The organism is Streptomyces sp. NPDC006339, from assembly GCF_040612775.1.
GTDB lineage: Bacteria > Actinomycetota > Actinomycetes > Streptomycetales > Streptomycetaceae > Streptomyces.
The window spans coordinates 1-17,963 of sequence record NZ_JBEXQW010000004.1 but is presented as its reverse complement, the minus strand read 5'-3'; the positions used below and the strand labels follow the sequence as shown (position 1 = coordinate 17,963).

Below are 17,963 nucleotides of genomic sequence, written 5' to 3'. Positions count from 1 at the left end.
TTCGAGATTGGACAACCAATCATCCCATGATTCTATGATGGGGCCCATGCCTGACGAGCCGCAGACCCTCGACCACGCCGCCACCGCGACGACGGCCCGTCCCACCCGGGGCGCCGATTCTCCCGCACCCAGCGCGCGACCCGCCCGCTGGATCACCCGGCTCGTCGTCGTCGGCCTCGTCCTCGCCGCCCTCAACCTGCGACCGGCCATCACCAGCCTCGGCGCCCTCCTCGAAGAGGTCACCGCCGGCCTCCACATGAGCGGCAGCGTCGCCGGTGTCCTCACCTCCGTACCGCCGCTCTGCTTCGCCGTCTTCGGCATCGCCGCCCCGCGCCTCGCCCGCCGCTTCGGCCCCGTCGCCATCGTCTGCGCCGGCATGGCCGCGATCTTCGCGGGCCTGGTGCTGCGCCCCTTCGCCGGCGGCACCGCCGGGTTCCTCGCGGCCAGCGCCCTCGCCCTCATGGGCATCGCGCTCAGCAACGTCCTCATGCCGGTCCTCGTCAAGAAGTACTTCCCGGACCGCGTCGGCAGCATGACCGGCCTCTATTCAATGGCCCTCGCCCTGGGCACCTCCGTGGCGGCCGCCGCGACCGTGCCCCTGACCGCCGCGCTGGGCGGCTGGCGGCTCGGCCTCGGCATATGGGCGGGCCTCGCGGCCCTCGCCGTGCTCCCCTGGCTGCCGCTGCTCCGCGACCGCGCCACGCAGGCGCGTACGGGGACGGGGACGGACGCGGGCCCGGGCACCTCCGGCGCCACCGCCTCCAGCGCCGTGCCCGCCGCCGCCGGGACGCCCGCCGCGCCGCGCGTCACCCGCAGCCGCACCGCCTGGGCCCTCGCCGCCTTCTTCGGCCTCCAGGCCACCGGCGCCTACATCACCATGGGCTGGATGCCGCAGATCTTCCGCGACGCCGGCGTGCCCGCCTCGACCGCGGGCGTGCTCCTCGCCGTCACCATGGTCATGGGCGTGCCGCTCGCCTTCGTCATCCCCAAGCTCGCCTCCCGGATGCGGAACCAGTGGCCCATCGTCGTCGCCCTCGGCCTGTGCGGACTCGGCGGCTACACCGGCCTCTACGTCGCCCCCGCCGCCGGCGCGTGGGCCTGGGCCCTGCTCCTGGGCGTCTCCAACTGCGCCTTCCCGCTCGCCCTCACCATGATCGGGATGCGCTCGCGGACCGGCGCCGGCGTCGTGAAGCTCTCCGCCTTCGCCCAGAGCGTCGGCTACCTCATCTCCATCCCCGGCCCGCTGCTCGTCGGCGTCCTCTACCAGCACAGCGGCGGCTGGGGCCTGCCCATCGCCCTCATGGGCGGCCTGATGGTCCCGCAGATGATCGTCGGCAGCCTCGCGGGCCGTGACCGGACCGTCGAGGACGAATGCTGAGATGCGAGAATGTGCGCATGCCCGTACTCGAACCGAACCCCCCGAACGGCCAGAAGAAGCTCCTCATCGTCTTCGGCACGATGATCGGCATCACGGTCCTCATCGGCGTCATCGCCTCCCTCGCCTCTCCCTGAGCCGCGAAGGTGGGGCCTGCCCCCGTATCCCCTAGGGGGCGGGTGTCAGGGTGAAGTGGGTGGATCACCTGATGGGCCACCGCCGCCGCGCTCCGTACGGTGGAACCGACCCAGCGAGCACGCGGATCCCATCCCACGGAGGCGGCCATGACGGCGCGAACGCACACCGGCGCCCGGAGCGTCCCGACCCCCTCGGCCGGCGTCGACACCCGACTGCCCTGGTGGGCGCTGGCCCTTCCCGTCCTCGCCTTCGTCGCCCTCTTCCTGCTCATCACGGGGCCGGGGGAGGCCCACGCGACGGCCGGTGACCCGGGCGTCGGAGGCTTCCTGGAGCGGCTCCGGCAAACCCTCCCTCTCTGAGTCGAGGGGGGCCGATTCATGCGAAGCTGTGGGGCATGAGCGTCGACACACCCCGAAGGATCGTGCTCCTCCGACACGCCAAGGCGGACTGGCCCCAGACCTCAGACCACGAGCGCCCGCTCGCCGATCGCGGTCGCCAGGACGCCCCGCTGGCGGGCCGCAAGCTCGCCGCCGAAGGCTTCGGCTTCGACCTGGCCCTCTGCTCCACCGCGGTGCGGACCCGGGAGACCTGGAAGCTCGTCGCCCCGCAGTTGCCCGAGCGCCCCAAGACCGTGTACGAGGAGCGGCTGTACGAGGCATCCCTCGGCGAGCTCATCGCCGTGGTCAACGAGACTCCCGACACGGTGGCCAACCTGCTCCTCATCGGCCACAACCCCGGGATGCACGCGCTCGCCGACGCCCTCTCCGGCGGCTCCGAGGGCGACGCGCTCGAGCGGATGACCCGCAGCGGCTTTCCCACCGCCGCCTTCGCCGTCGTGACCTTCGACGGCTCCTGGAAGTCCGTCGAGCACGGCATGAACGGCACCCTGGCCGAGTTCTGGGCCCCGCACGCCTGAGCCGCGGTGTGCCGGGGCGCGCGCCCGACCCGTACCGCACCGGCGCACACCCGTACGCGAAGGGGCCCGGCCGTCACAGGACGGCCGGGCCCCTCATGTCTCGCGCCTCAGTGCGGCAGGTCCTCCGCGCCGCCGTCCGCGGCCTCTACCTCCTCGCGGGTGATCCCGAGCAGGTAGAGCACCGTGTCCAGGAACGGCACGTTCACCGCGGTGTGCGCCGCCTCCCGCACCACCGGCTTGGCGTTGAACGCCACCCCGAGCCCGGCCGCGTTCAGCATGTCCAGATCGTTGGCCCCGTCGCCGATCGCGACCGTCTGCGCCAGCGGCACCCCGGCCTCCGCGGCGAAGCGGCGCAGCAGCCGCGCCTTGCCCGCCCGGTCCACGATCTCCCCGGTGACCCGGCCGGTGAGCCTGCCGTCGACGATCTCCAGGGTGTTCGCCTGGGCGAAGTCCAGCCCCAGCTTCTCCTTCAGGTCGTCGGTGACCTGCGTGAATCCGCCGGAGACCACGCCGACCTGGTAGCCGAGCCGCTTGAGCGTACGGATCAGGGTCCGCGCCCCGGGCGTCAGCCGCACCTCCTCGCGGACCTTGTCGACCACGGAGGCGTCCAGGCCGGCCAGCAGCTCCACCCGCGCGTGCAGGGACTGCTCGAAGTCCAGCTCGCCGCGCATCGCCGCCGCCGTCACCTCGGCGACCTTGTCCTCGCAGCCCGCGTGCGCCGCGAACAGCTCGATGACCTCGTCCTGGATCAGCGTCGAGTCGACGTCCATCACCACGAGCCGCTGGGCCCGCCGGTGCAGCCCGGCGGAGACCACGGCCACGTCGACGCCGACCGAGTGCGCCTCGGTGGCGAGCGCCGTGCGCAGCGCCTCCGTCGCACAGCCCGAGACGGCGAACTCGACGGCCGTCACCGGATACTTCGCCAGCCGGAAGATACGGTCGATGTTGCCGCCGGTCCCGGCGATCCTGGCCGCTATGGCCGCCGTCTGCTCGGCGGTCAGCGGGTGCCCGAGCACGGTGACGTGCGAGCGTCCCTCACCGCGCGGACGGTTGTCGCCGGTGCCCGAGATGATCTCGGCCTGCAGCTTCATGGACTCGGCCCAGTTGTGCACGGTCGCCCGAAGCTCGCCCTGGGAGGCGACGGTCGGCTCCGTGACCAGCGCGCACAGGACGAGGCGGCCGCGGGACACGACCTGCTCGATGTCCACGACGTCGACGGAGAAGGCGGCGAGGGTGTCGAAGAGTCCGGCGGTGATCCCGGGACGGTCCTTCCCGAAGATCTTGACGAGAAGAGTGGGCACGTCCGAGGCGGGGACGTCCGATGTCTGCGATGCGCTCATGGTGCTTCCACCGTATCGGGCACCGCGTGCCACCCGGCCCCCCGTCCCGCCTGACGGACACCCGTACGACCGCGCGGACGCCCGGAACGCCCGGCCTGTGCACATGCGCAAGCTCTTCACGCGGGCCGACTTTCGGATACGGGCCGGGGCCTGAAATAGTTCCCCCGGATGTTCACCATCCCTGGGCTCCCAGCGACGGGGGTACATCGGGGGACAAGTAGTGGGGCATGGAGTGCCAGAACTCGTACTGGAATTGAATGGAAGGACCTGGACCCTCGATCCGTCCAGGTCGTACACCCTGGGCCGTGATCCCCAGGGCGACCTCGTGATCGACGACGCCAGGGTCTCGTGGCGGCACGCCACGGTGAGCTGGGGCGGCCGGAGCTGGGTCATCGAGGACCACGGCTCCACCAACGGCACGTTCGTGCAGGGGCAGCGGATCCACCAGGTGGAGATCGGGCCCGGCTCGGCCGTCCACCTCGGCAACGCCACCGACGGTCCGCGGCTGAACCTCGCCGCCGTCGGAGCACCGGCCCAGCAGGGGGTCCCGCAGCAGGCCCAGCAGCCCGTGCAGCAGCCGGCCCACCAGGCCGCGCCGCACCAGGCCGCGCCGGCCGACTGGGCCACCCACCAGGCCCCGCCGCAGCACCAGGCTCCGCAGCACCAGGCCCCGCCGCAGCAGGGCTGGCAGCAGCAGGCGCCGCAGGCGGTCCCGCACCAGCAGCATCACCAGCAGCAGCCGCACCAGGCGCCGCCGCAGACCCCGCAGGAGGTCTACGCGTCGAAGGTTCCGCCGCAGCAGGCCGGCCCGCAGGGCGCGATGCCGATGCACGGCGACCGCAGCCCGACGACCTTCCACCAGTTGAACCTCGGCCGCGTCATGCGGATCGGCCGTGCGCTCGAGAACGAGCTGGTCGTCTCCGACCTCCAGGTCTCCCGCCTCCACGCCGAGTTCCACGCGACGCCCGACGGCCGCTTCGAGATCCGCGACCTCGGCTCGCACAACGGCACGTACGTCAACGGCCAGCCGATCCCCAAGGGCGGCACCGTCCTCCTCGGCCCCAACGACATCGTCGGCGTCGGCCACTCGACCTTCCGGATCGTCGGCAACCAGCTCGAGGAGTTCGTCGACACCGGCGAGGTCTCCTTCTCGGCCCGCCACCTCACGGTGACCGTCGACGGCGGCAAGCAGATCCTCAAGGACGTCACCTTCGGCGTCCCCGAGAAGTCGCTGATCGGCGTCATCGGCCCCTCCGGCTCCGGCAAGTCGACCCTCCTCAAGGCGCTCACCGGCTACCGGCCCGCCGACCAGGGCGACGTCCTCTACGACAACCGCAGCCTCTACAAGCAGTTCGCCGAGCTGCGCCAGCGCATCGGTCTGGTCCCGCAGGACGACATCCTGCACAAGGAGCTGACCGTCCAGAAGGCGCTGCGCTACGCGGCCAAGCTCCGCTTCCCCGGCGACACCGCCGAGGCCGAGCGCGAGGCCCGGATCGGCGAGGTGCTGCGCGAGCTCAAGCTCGACATCCACAAGGAGAAGAAGGTCACCTCCCTCTCCGGTGGCCAGCGCAAGCGCGTCTCCGTGGCCCTGGAGCTGCTGACCAAGCCGTCGCTGATCTTCCTGGACGAGCCGACCTCCGGCCTCGACCCGGGCATGGACCGCGACGTCATGCAGCTTCTGCGCGGCCTCGCCGACGACGGCCGCACGGTCCTCGTGGTCACCCACTCGGTGGCCGAGCTCGGCCTGTGCGACAAGCTGCTCGTGATGGCGCCCGGCGGCTCGGTGGCGTACTTCGGTCCGCCGGACGAGGCGCTGAACTTCTTCGGCTACTCCACCTGGGCCGACGTCTTCTCCGCGTTCGAGAACTACCGCGACTACGACTGGGCGGGCCGCTGGAAGGGCTCGCAGCACTACCAGATGTACGCGGCCGAGATCGACGCCGTCGCCGCCCAGCCGGTCCAGATGCCGCAGCAGGCCCAGCAGGCGATGAGCAAGCCGCCCAAGCCGCAGGGCTGGGGCTCCCAGCTCTGGACCCTGATCCGCCGCTACGTGTCGGTGATCGCCTCCGACGTGGGCTTCATCGCCCTGATGGTGATCCTGCCGGCCGTCCTCGGCGCGGTCTCGGTGGTCATCCCCGCCGACTTCGGCCTGGGCAAGCCCACCCCGCCGTCCCGCTACAACGGCGACGCCGGCACGATCATGCTGATCCTCGCGGTCGGCATGTGCTTCTCGGGCGCCGCCAACTCCGTACGAGAACTGATCAAGGAACGGGTCATCTACGAGCGAGAGCGCGCCACCGGCCTGTCCCGCTCCGCGTACCTGATGTCCAAGGTCATCGTCCTCGGCCTGATCACCGCCTTCCAGGGCGTGATCATCTGCGGCATCGGCTTCTCCACCCGTGAGCTGCCCGAAGAGGGCCTCTTCATGCCGCCGGCCGTCGAGCTGTGCATCCAGGTCATCGCGCTCGGCCTGACCTCGATGATGGTGGGCCTGGTCATCTCCTCGCTGGTGAAGACCGCCGAGAAGACGATGCCGCTGCTGGTCATGTTCGCGATCATCCAGGTCGTGTTCACCGGCATCCTCTTCCAGGTGTACGGCTCGCCGGGCCTGGAGCAGTTCGCCTGGCTCATGCCGTCGCGCTGGGGCATCGCCGGCGCGGGCACCACGCTCGACCTCGGGCGCCTGATGCCGCCGTGGGACCACAAGAACCCCGGCAACACCGACCCGCTGTGGGAGCACACGGTCGCCCAGTGGAGCATCGACCTCGGCATCCAGCTCCTCATGGCCGCGGTCTGCGTCGTCGTCGTGGCTCGGCTGCTGCGCCGCCACGAGCCGGAGGTCATGCGCAAGTAGACGCGGCCCCCGGGCTCCCACCCGGTCCGCGCGCACGCCGAAGGGCGGCACCCCGTGCGGGGTGCCGCCCTTCGGCATGTCCTGCGCGTCCCGGCCGTCGGCTCAGTACGCGCTGTTGACGTTGTCCATGGAGCCGTAGCGGTCGGCCGCGTAGTTGCAGGCGGCGACGATGTTGGCGACCGGGTCGTACTGGTCGAACTTGGTGCCCGGCACGTGGTAGGCCTTGAAGGTCGGGTAGATGACCTGGAGCAGACCCTTCGAGGGGACACCGTTGATGGCGTTGATGTCCCAGTTGTTGATGGCCCGCGGGTTACCGCTGGACTCCCGCATGATGTTGCGGTGGATGCCCTCGTAGGTGCCCGGGATGTTGTGCTTCTTCATGATGTGCAGCGCCTCGCGGATCCAGCCGTCGAGGTTGTTCGCGAAGACGGGCTGGCGGGCGGCGGCGCGGCTCGCGGCGGCCTTCTCGGCCGCGCGCTTCTTGGCCGCGGCCTCGGCCTTCTTCTTCGCGGCGGCGGCCTTGGCGGCCTCCGCCTTCTTCTTCGCCTCCGCGGCGGCCTTGGCCTTGGCGTCGGCCTCCTGCTTCGCCTTGAGGGCGAAGGCGGAGGTCTGCTCGTTCAGGCTGGCGGCCATGGCCTTGGCCTGCGGGCTGTTCGCGTCGTAGGACCACGCGACCTGCTGGGTGTTCGCGAGGGCCTGGGGCTCGACCTCGGCGGAGGCGTTGCCCGGGATGAGGGAGAAGCCGAGCGCCGCGGCGCTCAGAGCGGCGACGCCGGCGATCGTGGCCTTGTGGGTCTTCTTCAGACCACGACTGTGGCCAGGGGTGTTCGCAGACATGCAGGACTACCTCTTCGAATCGCTGGGGGTCGCTCAGGCCGGGGCGGCGCTCCGCCTAGCTCGGCGGCGACGAACGCAATTCTTAGCGGCAGCAAAATCCTGTGGCAAAGGTGTGACGTACGATCCCCGGTAGTGGATCAGGGGCCCCGCGAGGGCGCTCCGACAGGGGCCCGCGACCAGACCTGGCAGCGCTGATCTCGCCTTTACGCGTCCACTAGGGGGATTCGTAAGTGATGTGGGTCCTATGCGCGGGCTCACATCGGTCGCGTAACAACCTCACCAGGCGTTGCGCGCGCAATGCACACAGTGAGGCCCCTCCTCCCGGAGGAGGAGAAGGGCGCGGGCGGCCTCCTCCCGGAGTCGTCCGGCCGGCGGGGAAGGGCCCCGGCCTAGGTCCGCGGACCTAGGCGAGCGCCGTCCCCGGGCGGATACGGACCGTCACACCCCGCCGGTACGGTGAACGCATGAGCCACCGACCGAGCTCCGGCCTGGCCGCCGTGAGCAGCGCCCTGCTGGCGATGAACCGCCAGATGGAGGTCCGCGACGTCCTCAAGACGATCGTCGCCTCCGCGCGCGAGCTGCTCGACGCCGAGTACGCGGCGCTCGGCGTCCCCGACGACCACGGCGGCTTCGCCCAGTTCGTCGTGGACGGCGTCAGCGACGAGCAGTGGCGCGCCATCGGCCCCCTGCCCCGCCAGCACGGCATCCTCGCCGCCATGCTCCACAAGGCCGAGCCCGAGCGCCTCGCCGACGTCCGCAAGGACCCCCGCTTCGAGGGCTGGCCCGACGCCCACCCCGAGATGTCCGACTTCCTGGGGCTGCCGGTCCGCGACGGCGACGAGATCCTCGCCGCCCTCTTCCTCGCCAACAAGCGCTGCCCCAGGCCGTCCGGCGGCTGCGGCTTCACCGCCGAGGACGAGGAGCTCCTGACCCTCCTCGCCCAGCACGCCGCCATCGCCCTCACCAACGCCCGGCTCTACGAGCGCAGCCGCGAGCTCACCATCGCCGAGGAGCGCTCCCGCCTCGCCCACGAGCTGCACGACGCCGTCAGCCAGAAGCTCTTCTCCCTCCGCCTCACCGCCCAGGCCGCCGCCGCCCTCGTCGACCGCGACCCCGCGCGGGCCAAGGGCGAGCTCCAGCAGGTCGCCGAGCTCGCCGCCGAGGCCGCCGACGAGCTGCGCGCCGCCGTCGTCGAGCTCCGGCCCGCGGCCCTCGACGAGGACGGCCTGGTCCACACCCTGCGCACCCAGATCCAGGTCCTCGACCGCGCCCACACCGCCAAGGTCACCTTCGAGGGCGCCGGCGTCCGCGCGCTGCCCGCCGCCCAGGAGGAGGCCGTGCTCCGGGTGGCCCAGGAGGCCCTGCACAACGCGCTGCGCCACTCCGGCGCGGCCCGCGTCACCGTCTCCCTCACCCGCAGCGGGCAGGGGGCACGGCTCACCGTCACCGACGACGGCCGCGGCTTCGACCCCGGCACGGTCCGCACCGCCGGCCGCCACCTCGGCCTGGTCTCCATGCGCGACCGGGCCGCCGGCGTCGGCGGCACGCTCACCGTCACATCGGCCCCCGGCCGGGGCACCACGATCGAGATGGAGGTCCCCGGTGGCTGACAAGCCCATCCGCGTCCTGCTCGTCGACGACCACCAGGTCGTCCGCCGCGGCCTGCGCACCTTCCTGGAGGTCCAGGACGACATAGAGGTGGTGGGGGAGGCGTCCGACGGCGCGGAGGGCGTCACCGCCGCCGAGGAGCTGCGGCCGGACGTCGTCCTCATGGACGTGAAGATGCCCGGCACCGACGGCATCGAGGCGCTGCGCCGGCTGCGGGAGCTCGCCAACCCGGCCCGCGTCCTGATCGTCACCAGCTTCACCGAGCAGCGCACGGTCGTCCCCGCGCTGCGCGCCGGCGCGTGCGGATACGTCTACAAGGACATCGACCCCGACGCCCTCGCCGGCGCCATCCGCTCCGTCCACGCCGGCCATGTGCTCCTCCAGCCCGAGGTGGCCGACGCGCTCCTCAGCCAGGAGGACCAGGGGCAGGGCGGGGGCACGGGCCGCGGCTCCACGCTGACCGAGCGGGAGCGGGAGGTCCTCGGCCTCATCGCCGACGGCCGCTCCAACCGGGAGATCGCCCGCGCGCTCGTCCTGTCGGAGAAGACGGTCAAGACGCACGTCTCCAACATCCTCATGAAGCTGGACCTCGCCGACCGCACGCAGGCCGCGCTCTGGGCCGTACGGCACGGCCTGACCTCGTAGGTACGACCGTTCCCCTTTTCATACTGTCGGGTGGATGTCCCCCGTTCGGCGTAACCGGGCGGGGGAGGGGGCGTTCTTCAGGGTGTGCTGCGGCGGACCGGCCGCGGCGATGACCAGGAGGATCCCGAAGTGAACAACCTCAAGAAGGCCGCTGCCCTCACCATGGTCGCCGGTGGCATCGTCGCCGCCGGTGCCGGCGTCGCCTCCGCCCACGGCGGTGCGCACGCCCACGGGCAGGCCCTCAACTCGCCGGGCGTCGCCTCCGGCAACCTGGTGCAGGCCCCGGTCCACGTCCCCGTGAACGTCTCCGGCAACACGGTCAACGTGATCGGCCTGCTCAACCCGGCCTTCGGCAACGGCGCCGTCAACCACTGACGCCCCCACCGATCCACCGGCCCCCGGACGATCCCCCGGGGGCCGGTCCCTTCCCCCACGCGTCCCTCGCACCGCCCGGCGCCGGTGCGCCTCCCGGGCCGCCGGTGGTGACCGGCTGAGCCGGGGCTAGAGCTCCCGTTCCCTCTCCTCCACGTACGCGTTGTACGCGGCGACCTGTGCCCGCCGGGCCACCCGCTCCACCGGCCGCAGCGCCGCCCCCCGCGCCGCCAACCCCTCTCCCGACGCGTTCCTCGCACCGCTCGGCGCCGGGGCGCCTCCCGGGCTTCGGATCGCTGCGGCGGACTCCGTCCGCCGGTCGTGACCGGCGCGACCGGGACCGTGGGAGCGGGAGCCGCGCTCGCCAGGCGGGGCGTGGCGGAAGCCGCGCCGGCCGAGCCGGGGCTAGAGCTCCCGCTCCCTCTCCTCCACGTACGCGTTGTACGCCGCGACCTGCGCCCGCCGGGCCACCCGCTCCACCGGCCGCAGCGCCGCCCCCCGCGCCGCCATCTCCGACGCGCTCACCGCGCCGCCGTGGCCGTGGTCGTAGGCGAGGTCGACGAGCAGGCCGACGCGCTGGGCCAGCTCCAGGACGCGGACGGCGCGGGGCGGGTAGCCGGGGGCGAGGATCTCGCGGCCGGCCTCCGCGCGGGCGCGGTAGGCGTCGCGGGCCGCGTCCGCCGCCGGGCCCGACGCGGCGACGTCGAGACGCGTCAGCACCGTCGTCGCCTCCCGCAGCGCCTCCGCCAGCTCCCGCTCCGCCTCGCCGAGCGACGGCACGTCCGCCGGCGGAGCCTCCCGCACGGTCAGGCAGTGCCAGACCACCTCCACGTGCACATCGCCCTCCTGCCCCGCCTCCGTCACCTCCGGCACCAGACCGTACGGCGCGCCGAAACCGACCACCGCCTCCTCCGCGTCGAGCGCCCGCGCGTTGAACTCCGGCGGACCGCTCAGCCCCAGCGGATGCCCCGGCGCGGGCAGCGCCACCCGCCACCCGGTCACCCCGAGCCGCCGCAGCCGCCCGAGCGCCAGCGTCAGGCCCACCGGCCCCGCCTCGCCCGGCAGCCCTTCCACGCGGTGCACCGCGTCCTCCCCGACAATCGCGAGCGCCGCATCGTCCGGCGACACCGCCCCGGCCAGCAGGGCATTGCCCCAGGCGGCCAGACGTCCTGAGCGTGGTTCCGAAAGCATGCCCCCCAGCGTAGGGACTCCCACGGGCCCCGAAGGCGCAAAGCAAGCCCTAAGGACCGGCCCGGCCCGCCGGTGGCGTAGGTTTTCCCTGGACGCCGCGCCCACAGGCGCAAGGCGACGACTCGACTCGACCGCAAGGGGAGACAACGCGCTCATGAGCGATGTACTGGAGCTGGTGGACGTATCCGTGGTCCGCGACGGACGGGCTCTGGTGGACGAGGTCTCGTGGTCGGTCAAGGAGGGCGAGCGCTGGGTCATCCTCGGCCCCAACGGCGCGGGCAAGACCACCCTGCTCAACATCGCCTCCAGCTACCTCTTCCCGACCACCGGCACGGCGACCGTCCTCGGCGAGCGCCTCGGCGGCGTCGGCACCGACGTCTTCGACCTCCGCCCCCGCATCGGCATGGCCGGCATCGCCATGGCCGAGAAGCTCCCGAAGAGCCAGACCGTCCTCCAGACCGTCCTCACCGCCGCCTACGGCATGACCGCCACCTGGCACGAGGACTACGACCCGGTCGACGAGGAGCGCGCCAAGGCGTTCCTCGACCGCCTCGGCATGACCGACTACCTGGACCGCAGGTTCGGCACCCTCTCCGAGGGCGAGCGCAAGCGCACCCTCATCGCCCGCGCGATGATGACCGACCCCGAGCTCCTCCTCCTCGACGAGCCCGCCGCCGGCCTCGACCTCGGCGGCCGCGAGGACCTGGTCCGCCGCCTCGGCCGGCTCGCCCGCGACCCGTACGCACCCTCCATGATCATGGTCACCCACCATGTCGAGGAGATCGCGCCCGGCTTCACCCACGTCCTGATGATCCGTCAGGGCAAGGTGCTCGCCGCGGGCCCCATGGAGACCGAGCTGACCTCCCGCAACCTCTCCCACTGCTTCGGCCTGCCGCTCGTCGTCGAGCACCTCGGCGACCGCTACACCGCACAGGGCCTGCCCCTGAAGTAGGGGTACGGGGAAGGGACGCCGTGACCCGCACAGCACTCGCGCCCCCGCCCGCCCCCGGCCGTACTCCGGCACCCTGTCCCGGAATGCCCCACCGCCCTACCATGACCACGTGGACATCGACGCATGGATCTGGTGGCTGATCGCCGCGGTGGGGCTCGGCATTCCCCTCGTTCTCACCGCGATGCCCGAGTTCGGCATGTTCTCCGTCGGCGCGGTCGCCGGAGCCGTGACCGCCGCCCTCGACTTCGGCATCGTCGCCCAAGTGCTCGTCTTCGCCGTCGTCTCCGTGGCGCTCGTCGCGGTGGTACGCCCCATCGCGGCACGCCACCGCGACGGCCGCGCCGGACACGCCACCGGCATCGAAGCCCTGAGAGGCCGTCAGGCCGTCGTCCTCGAACGGGTCGACGGCAGCGGCGGCCGCATCAAGCTGGCCGGCGAGGTCTGGTCCGCCCGCACCCTCGACTCCGGGCAGAGTTTCGAACCCGGCGAACAGGTCGACGTCGTCGACATCGACGGAGCCACCGCGGTCGTCATGTGACCGAACCTCACCCATGACGCTCCGCGGTCTGGGAAACTCGATCATCATCTGGTTAGTCAACCGGCAGCGAAGGACACGGGGAACACGATGTCAGCAGTCATCATCGTCCTGATCATTCTGGTGGTGCTTGTCTTCATCGCCCTGATCAAGACGATCCAGGTCATCCCGCAGGCCAGCGCCGCCATCGTGGAACGCTTCGGCCGCTACACCCGCACGCTCAACGCCGGACTGAACATCGTCGTCCCGTTCATCGACCGCATCCGCAACCGGATCGACCTCCGCGAACAGGTCGTTCCCTTCCCGCCGCAGCCGGTCATCACCCAGGACAACCTGGTCGTCAACATCGACACCGTCATCTACTACCAGGTGACCGACGCCCGCGCCGCCACCTACGAGGTCGCCAGCTACATCCAGGCCATCGAGCAGCTCACCGTCACCACCCTGCGCAACATCATCGGCGGCATGGACCTCGAGCGGACCCTCACCTCCCGCGAGGAGATCAACGCCGCCCTGCGCGGAGTCCTCGACGAGGCCACCGGCAAGTGGGGCATCCGCGTCAACCGCGTCGAGCTCAAGGCCATCGAGCCGCCCACCTCCATCCAGGACTCGATGGAGAAGCAGATGCGCGCCGACCGCGACAAGCGCGCCGCCATCCTCACCGCCGAGGGCATCCGCCAGTCGCAGATCCTGACCGCCGAGGGCGAGAAGCAGTCGGCGATCCTCCGCGCCGAGGGCGAGGCCAAGGCCGCCGCCCTCAAGGCCGAGGGCGAGGCCCAGGCCGTCCGTACGGTCTTCGAGGCCATCCACGCCGGCGACCCCGACCAGAAGCTGCTCTCCTACCAGTACCTCCAGATGCTCCCGAAGATCGCCGAGGGCGACGCCAACAAGCTCTGGATCGTGCCCAGCGAGATCGGCGACGCCCTCAAGGGCCTCTCCGGCGCCTTCGGCAACGTCGCCCCCGGAGTCCCCGGCTTCAACACCAAGAGCGGCGGCAACGGAAACGGCTCCGAGCGGCGCGAGGAGCCGCCCGTCGACTGACGGCCGTCCGCCCTCCGGGAGATGGCTGACACGTACACGTAACCTCGGGCATGATCGGTACGAGCCCCTCGACTCCGGCGCGACCGGGGCGGGGAGGCGACTCACCGAACCCATAAGGAGATGGCGTTGTCCATCTGGGAAATGCTCGCGGTCTTCGCGGCCGGCACCGCCGCCGGTGCCATCAACACCATCGTCGGATCGGGAACGCTCATCACGTTCCCGGTCCTCCTCGCCACCGGCCTCCCGCCGATCACCGCGAACGTGTCCAACGCCCTCGGTCTCGTCCCCGGATCCATCAGCGGAGCCATCGGCTACCGCAGCGAACTCAAGGGCCAGACCCCCCGCATCCTCCGCCTCGGCGGCGCCGCCCTCCTCGGCGGACTCGTCGGCGCCATCCTGCTCCTGGCGCTGCCCTCCGACGCCTTCGACGCGATCGTCCCCGTCCTCATCGGCATCGCCCTGATCCTCGTCCTCCTCCAGCCCCGCATCGCCGCCGCCGTCCAGCGCCGCCGCGAGGCCCACGGAACCGAGGCCCACCCCCACGGCGGCGCCGCCCTCCTCGCCGGACTCTTCCTCGCCAGCATCTACGGCGGCTACTTCGGCGCCGCCCAAGGCGTCCTCTACATCTCGCTCATGGGACTGCTGCTCCACGACAGCCTGCAGCGCATCAACGCCGTCAAGAACATCCTCGGCGCCGTCGTCAACGGCGTCGCCGCCGTCTTCTTCCTCTTCGTCGCCGACTTCGACTGGACCGCCGTCCTCCTCATCGCCGTCGGCTCCACCATCGGCGGCCAGATCGGCGCCAAGGTCGGCAAACGCCTGCCCCCCACCGTCCTGCGCGGAGTCATCATCGCCGTCGGTATCGTCGCCATTCTCCAACTCACCCTGAGGTGACGGCCCCCACATGACAGTGAGGCCCGTCCCCGACCGGGACGGGCCCACAACAGACGACAGACGACAGACGGCATACGACAGACGACCGGCGGCCTACGACAGGGTTACGCGGCCTGCCCGGCCAGCCAGTCCGGCAGCTCCGACCGCTCCGCCGCCCGCAGCGCCAGCAGCATCGTCTCCGCCGGCGTCGGCACGAACGGCTGGTGCAACAGCGGCATCCCCGCCTCCTCCGGCGTCCGGTCCGCCTTGCGGTGGTTGTCCTCCGCACACGAGGCCACCGTATTCAGCCAGGTGTCCCCACCCCCCTGCGCCCGCGGCACCACATGGTCCACCGTCGTGGCCCGCCGCCCGCAGTACGCACACCGGTGCTGGTCCCTCACCAGCACACCCCGCCTCGACCACGGGGCCTGTCTTCGGAACGGCACCCGCACGTATCTGCACAACCTGATCACCCGGGGCACCGGCATGTCCACAGCGGCCGCCCGCACACGCAGACCGGGGTGTTCCTGCTCCACGACGGCCTTGTCCTGCAGGACAAGCACCACCGCACGGTTGAGTGTGACCGTCGAAAGCGGCTCGAAGCTCGCGTTCAGAACCAGCGTGTCCCGCATAGTGCCCACCTCCCGTGTGCCGGCCCACCCCCGCGGCGGGCTTGGATCAACTCTGGCCGGGCGCGCCGGGTTGGACAACGCAATATCCGCGCAAAGAAAGATGCCCGCTTCTGATCTCTCCAAGACCAGAAGCGGGCAAACAACGGACGAACGATCGGCCTTACGCGGGGTGTTCGTACTCCGCCACCAACTGCGCACGTCCCAGCGTGTGGAAACGCAGGTTGAAGCCGACCGCGGCGGGCGACGCGTCGGCGTCAGGACCGAGCTTCTCCTGATCCACCGCGTACACGGTGAAGACGTACCGGTGCGGACCGTCCCCCTTCGGCGGGGCCGCCCCGCCGAAGTCCTTCGACCCGTAGTCGTTGCGGGCGTGCACCGCACCCGCCGGCAGACCCTCGAACGACCCCGAGCCCGCACCCGCCGGCAGCTCGGTCACCGACGCCGGGATGTCGAACAGCACCCAGTGCCAGAACCCGCTCCCGGTCGGCGCGTCCGGGTCGAAGCAGGTCACCGCGAAGCTCTTCGTCTCCGCCGGGAAACCCTCCCAGCGGAGCTGCGGCGAGGTGTTCCCCTCGGCGTACACCTGAGCGTCCTTCAGAAACCCACCCTGCTCGACGTCCTCGCTCACCACCGTGAACGACGGCACCGTCGGGTGGAAGTCGTGCGGGAGCGGCGCCCTCTTGGCCTCGGTCACGTCTGCACCTCCGAATCGAAGATCGTCCTTACGGCCCGAGCCTAGAGCCAGTTCCGACGCCCACCGACCTCGGCGAGCCACTGGTTCAGATAAGCCGCCCAGTCGGTGGTGTGGAAGTCGTCGAGACCCACCTTGAACGCCCGGAACGAGTCACTGCCCTCACCGAACAGACCCGGCTTCTTGTCCATCTCCAGGACGACGTCCATCTCCCGGTCGTCCGCGACGAAGCTGACCTCGACCTGGTTCAGACCCCGGTACTGCTGCGGCGCGAAGAACTCGATCTCCTGGTAGAACGGCAGCTTCTGCCGCGTCCCACGGATGTGACCGCGCTCCATGTCCGCGCTCTTGAAGCGGAAGCCCAACTGCAGGAACGCGTCCAGGATGGCCTGCTGCGCCGGCAGCGGATGCACGTTGATCGGGTCCAGGTCACCCGAGTCGACGGCACGGGCGATCTCCAGCTCGGTCGTCACCCCGATGTTCATCCCCTGCAGCCGCTGCCCGGCGATCGTCGTGACCGGCGTCTCCCACGGGATCTCCAGACCGAACGGCACCACGTGCACCGCACCGGCCTGCACCTCGAAGGCCCCGCCGAGGCGCACCTTCACGAACTCGATGTCCTGCTTGTGCTCCTGGTCGCCGCCCTCGACCTCGACCCGCGCCTGCAGCCCGACCGAAAGTCCCTCGATCTGCTGGGCGACCGAACCACCCTGGATGCGCACCTCGCCCTGGACGACACCGCCCGGGACGACGTTCTCCTCGGTCAGCACGGTCTCCACCGACGCCCCACCGGCCCCCAGGCTCGCCAGCAGCTTCTTGAACCCCATGTCGTGCGTCCTCTCCTTGTCGGTCCTGTCCTCTCCCTACGCGCCACGAAGGTATCCGGTTCCCCGTACCCTCGGACGCCATGAGCGAGAGCCCCGACCGTACGCCGCTCCCGCGGAGCTTCTTCGACCGACCCGTCCTGGAGGTGGCCCCCGATCTCCTCGGCCGCACCCTGGTCCGCAACACCCCCGCCGGCCCCATCGAGCTCCGCCTCACGGAGGTGGAGGCGTACGCCGGCGCGGTCGACCCCGGCTCCCACGCCTTCCGCGGCCGCACCGCCCGCAACGCCGTCATGTTCGGCCCGCCCGGACACGCGTACGTCTACTTCACCTACGGCATGTGGCACTGCCTGAACCTGGTGTGCGGCCCCGAGGGAGAGGCCAGCGGAGTCCTGCTGCGCGCGGGAGAGATCCTCACGGGAGCGGAGCAGGCCAGGAAGCGCCGGCTCTCGGCCCGATACGACTCCGAGCTCGCCAAGGGCCCGGCCCGCCTGGCCACCGCCCTCGACGTCGCCCTCTCCCTGAACGGCACCGACGCCTGCGCCGGCCCGGACGCCCCACTCTCCGTCCTCACCGGCACGCCACCCACCGCCGACCTCATCCGCAACGGCCCCCGCACGGGAGTGGGCGGCGAAGGCGCCCCGCACCCCTGGCGCTTCTGGATCGACGGCGACCGCTCCGTCAGTCCCTACCGGGCCCACGTGCCGCGGAAGCGGGGAGCGTCAGGCGCTGCTTGACTCTGCGGCCGCAGATGCGTAATGTGGCCCGAGCCGTAAGAGACGGGCAGTGCTCACCGAAGCCTCCCGGAGCGGCCATCCACTCCTTACAACGATTCCCAGCGGGGCGTGTTTCGGCTTGCCGAAATCTGTTCCGAAAGACTCGATTATGAGTCGGCAGGGAAATCCGCTAAAGTAGTGGACACGCCGGAAGGGCCCGAAACGACGAAAGTCGAATAGGACTCGGAAAGCACCGAGGAAATCGGATCGGAAAGATCTGATAGAGTCGGAAACGAAGGAAGCGCCCGGAGGAAAACCCGCGAGGGTGAGTACAAAGGAAGCGTCCGCACCTTGAGAACTCAACAGCGTGCCAAAAATCAACGCCAGATTAGTTGATACCCCGTCCATCTTCGGATGGTCGAG

At 71.0% G+C, this 17,963-nt stretch carries 19 protein-coding genes; 13 read left to right on the top strand and 6 right to left on the bottom strand.

The features are described from left to right. Nucleotides 1–46 precede the first annotated feature (46 nt). The 4 genes from ABZ135_RS04070 to ABZ135_RS04055 all read left to right on the top strand — a co-directional run bounded on the left by ABZ135_RS04070 (nucleotide 47) and on the right by ABZ135_RS04055 (nucleotide 2,429). Nucleotides 47–1,378, top strand: a complete 1,332-nt coding sequence (locus ABZ135_RS04070; protein WP_356691527.1) for an MFS transporter — start codon at nucleotides 47–49, stop codon at nucleotides 1,376–1,378. A 17-nt stretch (nucleotides 1,379–1,395) separates the two neighbouring features. Then, the gene (locus tag ABZ135_RS04065) at nucleotides 1,396–1,512 is read left to right on the top strand and encodes an SGM_5486 family transporter-associated protein (RefSeq protein WP_356691525.1); all 117 of its coding nucleotides are present in this window, start codon (nucleotides 1,396–1,398) and stop codon (nucleotides 1,510–1,512) included. Between the two features lie 147 nt (nucleotides 1,513–1,659). After that, complete coding sequence (locus tag ABZ135_RS04060) at nucleotides 1,660–1,872, top strand: hypothetical protein (RefSeq protein WP_356691523.1); 213 nt, start codon at nucleotides 1,660–1,662, stop codon at nucleotides 1,870–1,872. A gap of 35 nt (nucleotides 1,873–1,907) precedes the next feature. Continuing rightward, complete coding sequence (locus ABZ135_RS04055) at nucleotides 1,908–2,429, top strand: histidine phosphatase family protein (protein WP_356691521.1); 522 nt, start codon at nucleotides 1,908–1,910, stop codon at nucleotides 2,427–2,429. Nucleotides 2,430–2,536: 107 nt separating this feature from the next. Here the strand turns inward: ABZ135_RS04055 and serB are convergent, their stop codons facing one another. Next, nucleotides 2,537–3,769: a phosphoserine phosphatase SerB gene (gene serB / locus ABZ135_RS04050; RefSeq protein WP_356691519.1), complete on the bottom strand. Its 1,233-nt coding sequence runs from the start codon at nucleotides 3,767–3,769 to the stop codon at nucleotides 2,537–2,539. Between the two features lie 220 nt (nucleotides 3,770–3,989). Between serB and ABZ135_RS04045 the strand changes: the two genes are divergently transcribed. Continuing rightward, nucleotides 3,990–6,623 carry an FHA domain-containing protein gene (locus ABZ135_RS04045; protein WP_356691517.1) on the top strand — a complete coding sequence of 878 codons (2,634 nt, stop codon included), beginning with the start codon at nucleotides 3,990–3,992 and terminating at the stop codon, nucleotides 6,621–6,623. A 102-nt stretch (nucleotides 6,624–6,725) separates the two neighbouring features. Here ABZ135_RS04045 and ABZ135_RS04040 read toward each other — a convergent pair whose 3' ends face one another. Next, nucleotides 6,726–7,460 carry a transglycosylase SLT domain-containing protein gene (locus tag ABZ135_RS04040; RefSeq protein WP_356691515.1) on the bottom strand — a complete coding sequence of 245 codons (735 nt, stop codon included), beginning with the start codon at nucleotides 7,458–7,460 and terminating at the stop codon, nucleotides 6,726–6,728. 464 nt (nucleotides 7,461–7,924) lie between these two features. On the opposite strand from ABZ135_RS04040, the gene ABZ135_RS04035 reads away from it, so the two are divergent. The 3 genes from ABZ135_RS04035 (at nucleotide 7,925) to ABZ135_RS04025 (ending at nucleotide 10,088) form a co-directional block, all read left to right on the top strand. Then, nucleotides 7,925–9,070 carry a GAF domain-containing sensor histidine kinase gene (locus ABZ135_RS04035; protein ID WP_356691513.1) on the top strand — a complete coding sequence of 382 codons (1,146 nt, stop codon included), beginning with the start codon at nucleotides 7,925–7,927 and terminating at the stop codon, nucleotides 9,068–9,070. After that, entirely contained in the window at nucleotides 9,063–9,713 is a 651-nt protein-coding gene (locus ABZ135_RS04030) for a response regulator transcription factor (RefSeq protein WP_356691511.1), read from the top strand. Before ABZ135_RS04035 ends, ABZ135_RS04030 begins: the two co-directional genes overlap by 8 nt. A 129-nt stretch (nucleotides 9,714–9,842) precedes the next feature. Further along, entirely contained in the window at nucleotides 9,843–10,088 is a 246-nt protein-coding gene (locus ABZ135_RS04025; protein WP_128976733.1) for a chaplin, read from the top strand. Nucleotides 10,089–10,490: 402 nt separating this feature from the next. Here the strand turns inward: ABZ135_RS04025 and ABZ135_RS04020 are convergent, their stop codons facing one another. Next, nucleotides 10,491–11,276, bottom strand: a complete 786-nt coding sequence (locus ABZ135_RS04020; RefSeq protein ID WP_356691509.1) for a hypothetical protein — start codon at nucleotides 11,274–11,276, stop codon at nucleotides 10,491–10,493. A gap of 154 nt (nucleotides 11,277–11,430) precedes the next feature. Between ABZ135_RS04020 and ABZ135_RS04015 the strand changes: the two genes are divergently transcribed. The 4 genes from ABZ135_RS04015 (at nucleotide 11,431) to ABZ135_RS04000 (ending at nucleotide 14,698) form a co-directional block, all read left to right on the top strand. Further along, nucleotides 11,431–12,228 carry an ABC transporter ATP-binding protein gene (locus ABZ135_RS04015; protein ID WP_356691507.1) on the top strand — a complete coding sequence of 266 codons (798 nt, stop codon included), beginning with the start codon at nucleotides 11,431–11,433 and terminating at the stop codon, nucleotides 12,226–12,228. A 109-nt stretch (nucleotides 12,229–12,337) separates the two neighbouring features. Then, entirely contained in the window at nucleotides 12,338–12,766 is a 429-nt protein-coding gene (locus tag ABZ135_RS04010) for an NfeD family protein (protein ID WP_356691505.1), read from the top strand. 87 nt (nucleotides 12,767–12,853) lie between these two features. After that, entirely contained in the window at nucleotides 12,854–13,804 is a 951-nt protein-coding gene (locus tag ABZ135_RS04005) for an SPFH domain-containing protein (protein ID WP_356691503.1), read from the top strand. A gap of 120 nt (nucleotides 13,805–13,924) precedes the next feature. Beyond that, nucleotides 13,925–14,698: a sulfite exporter TauE/SafE family protein gene (locus tag ABZ135_RS04000; protein WP_356691501.1), complete on the top strand. Its 774-nt coding sequence runs from the start codon at nucleotides 13,925–13,927 to the stop codon at nucleotides 14,696–14,698. A gap of 104 nt (nucleotides 14,699–14,802) precedes the next feature. On the opposite strand, the gene ABZ135_RS03995 is transcribed toward ABZ135_RS04000, so the two are convergent. The 3 genes from ABZ135_RS03995 to ABZ135_RS03985 form a co-directional block, all read right to left on the bottom strand. Beyond that, nucleotides 14,803–15,309 carry an HNH endonuclease gene (locus tag ABZ135_RS03995; protein ID WP_356691499.1) on the bottom strand — a complete coding sequence of 169 codons (507 nt, stop codon included), beginning with the start codon at nucleotides 15,307–15,309 and terminating at the stop codon, nucleotides 14,803–14,805. A 160-nt stretch (nucleotides 15,310–15,469) separates the two neighbouring features. Further along, complete coding sequence (locus ABZ135_RS03990; RefSeq protein WP_356691497.1) at nucleotides 15,470–16,003, bottom strand: YbhB/YbcL family Raf kinase inhibitor-like protein; 534 nt, start codon at nucleotides 16,001–16,003, stop codon at nucleotides 15,470–15,472. A gap of 41 nt (nucleotides 16,004–16,044) precedes the next feature. Further along, nucleotides 16,045–16,827, bottom strand: a complete 783-nt coding sequence (locus ABZ135_RS03985) for a sporulation protein (RefSeq protein WP_356691495.1) — start codon at nucleotides 16,825–16,827, stop codon at nucleotides 16,045–16,047. Nucleotides 16,828–16,907: 80 nt separating this feature from the next. Here ABZ135_RS03985 and ABZ135_RS03980 point away from each other — a divergent pair, with 80 nt between their 5' ends. Further along, nucleotides 16,908–17,561, top strand: a complete 654-nt coding sequence (locus ABZ135_RS03980; protein WP_356691493.1) for a DNA-3-methyladenine glycosylase — start codon at nucleotides 16,908–16,910, stop codon at nucleotides 17,559–17,561. The last annotated feature ends 402 nt before the right edge of the window (nucleotides 17,562–17,963 follow it).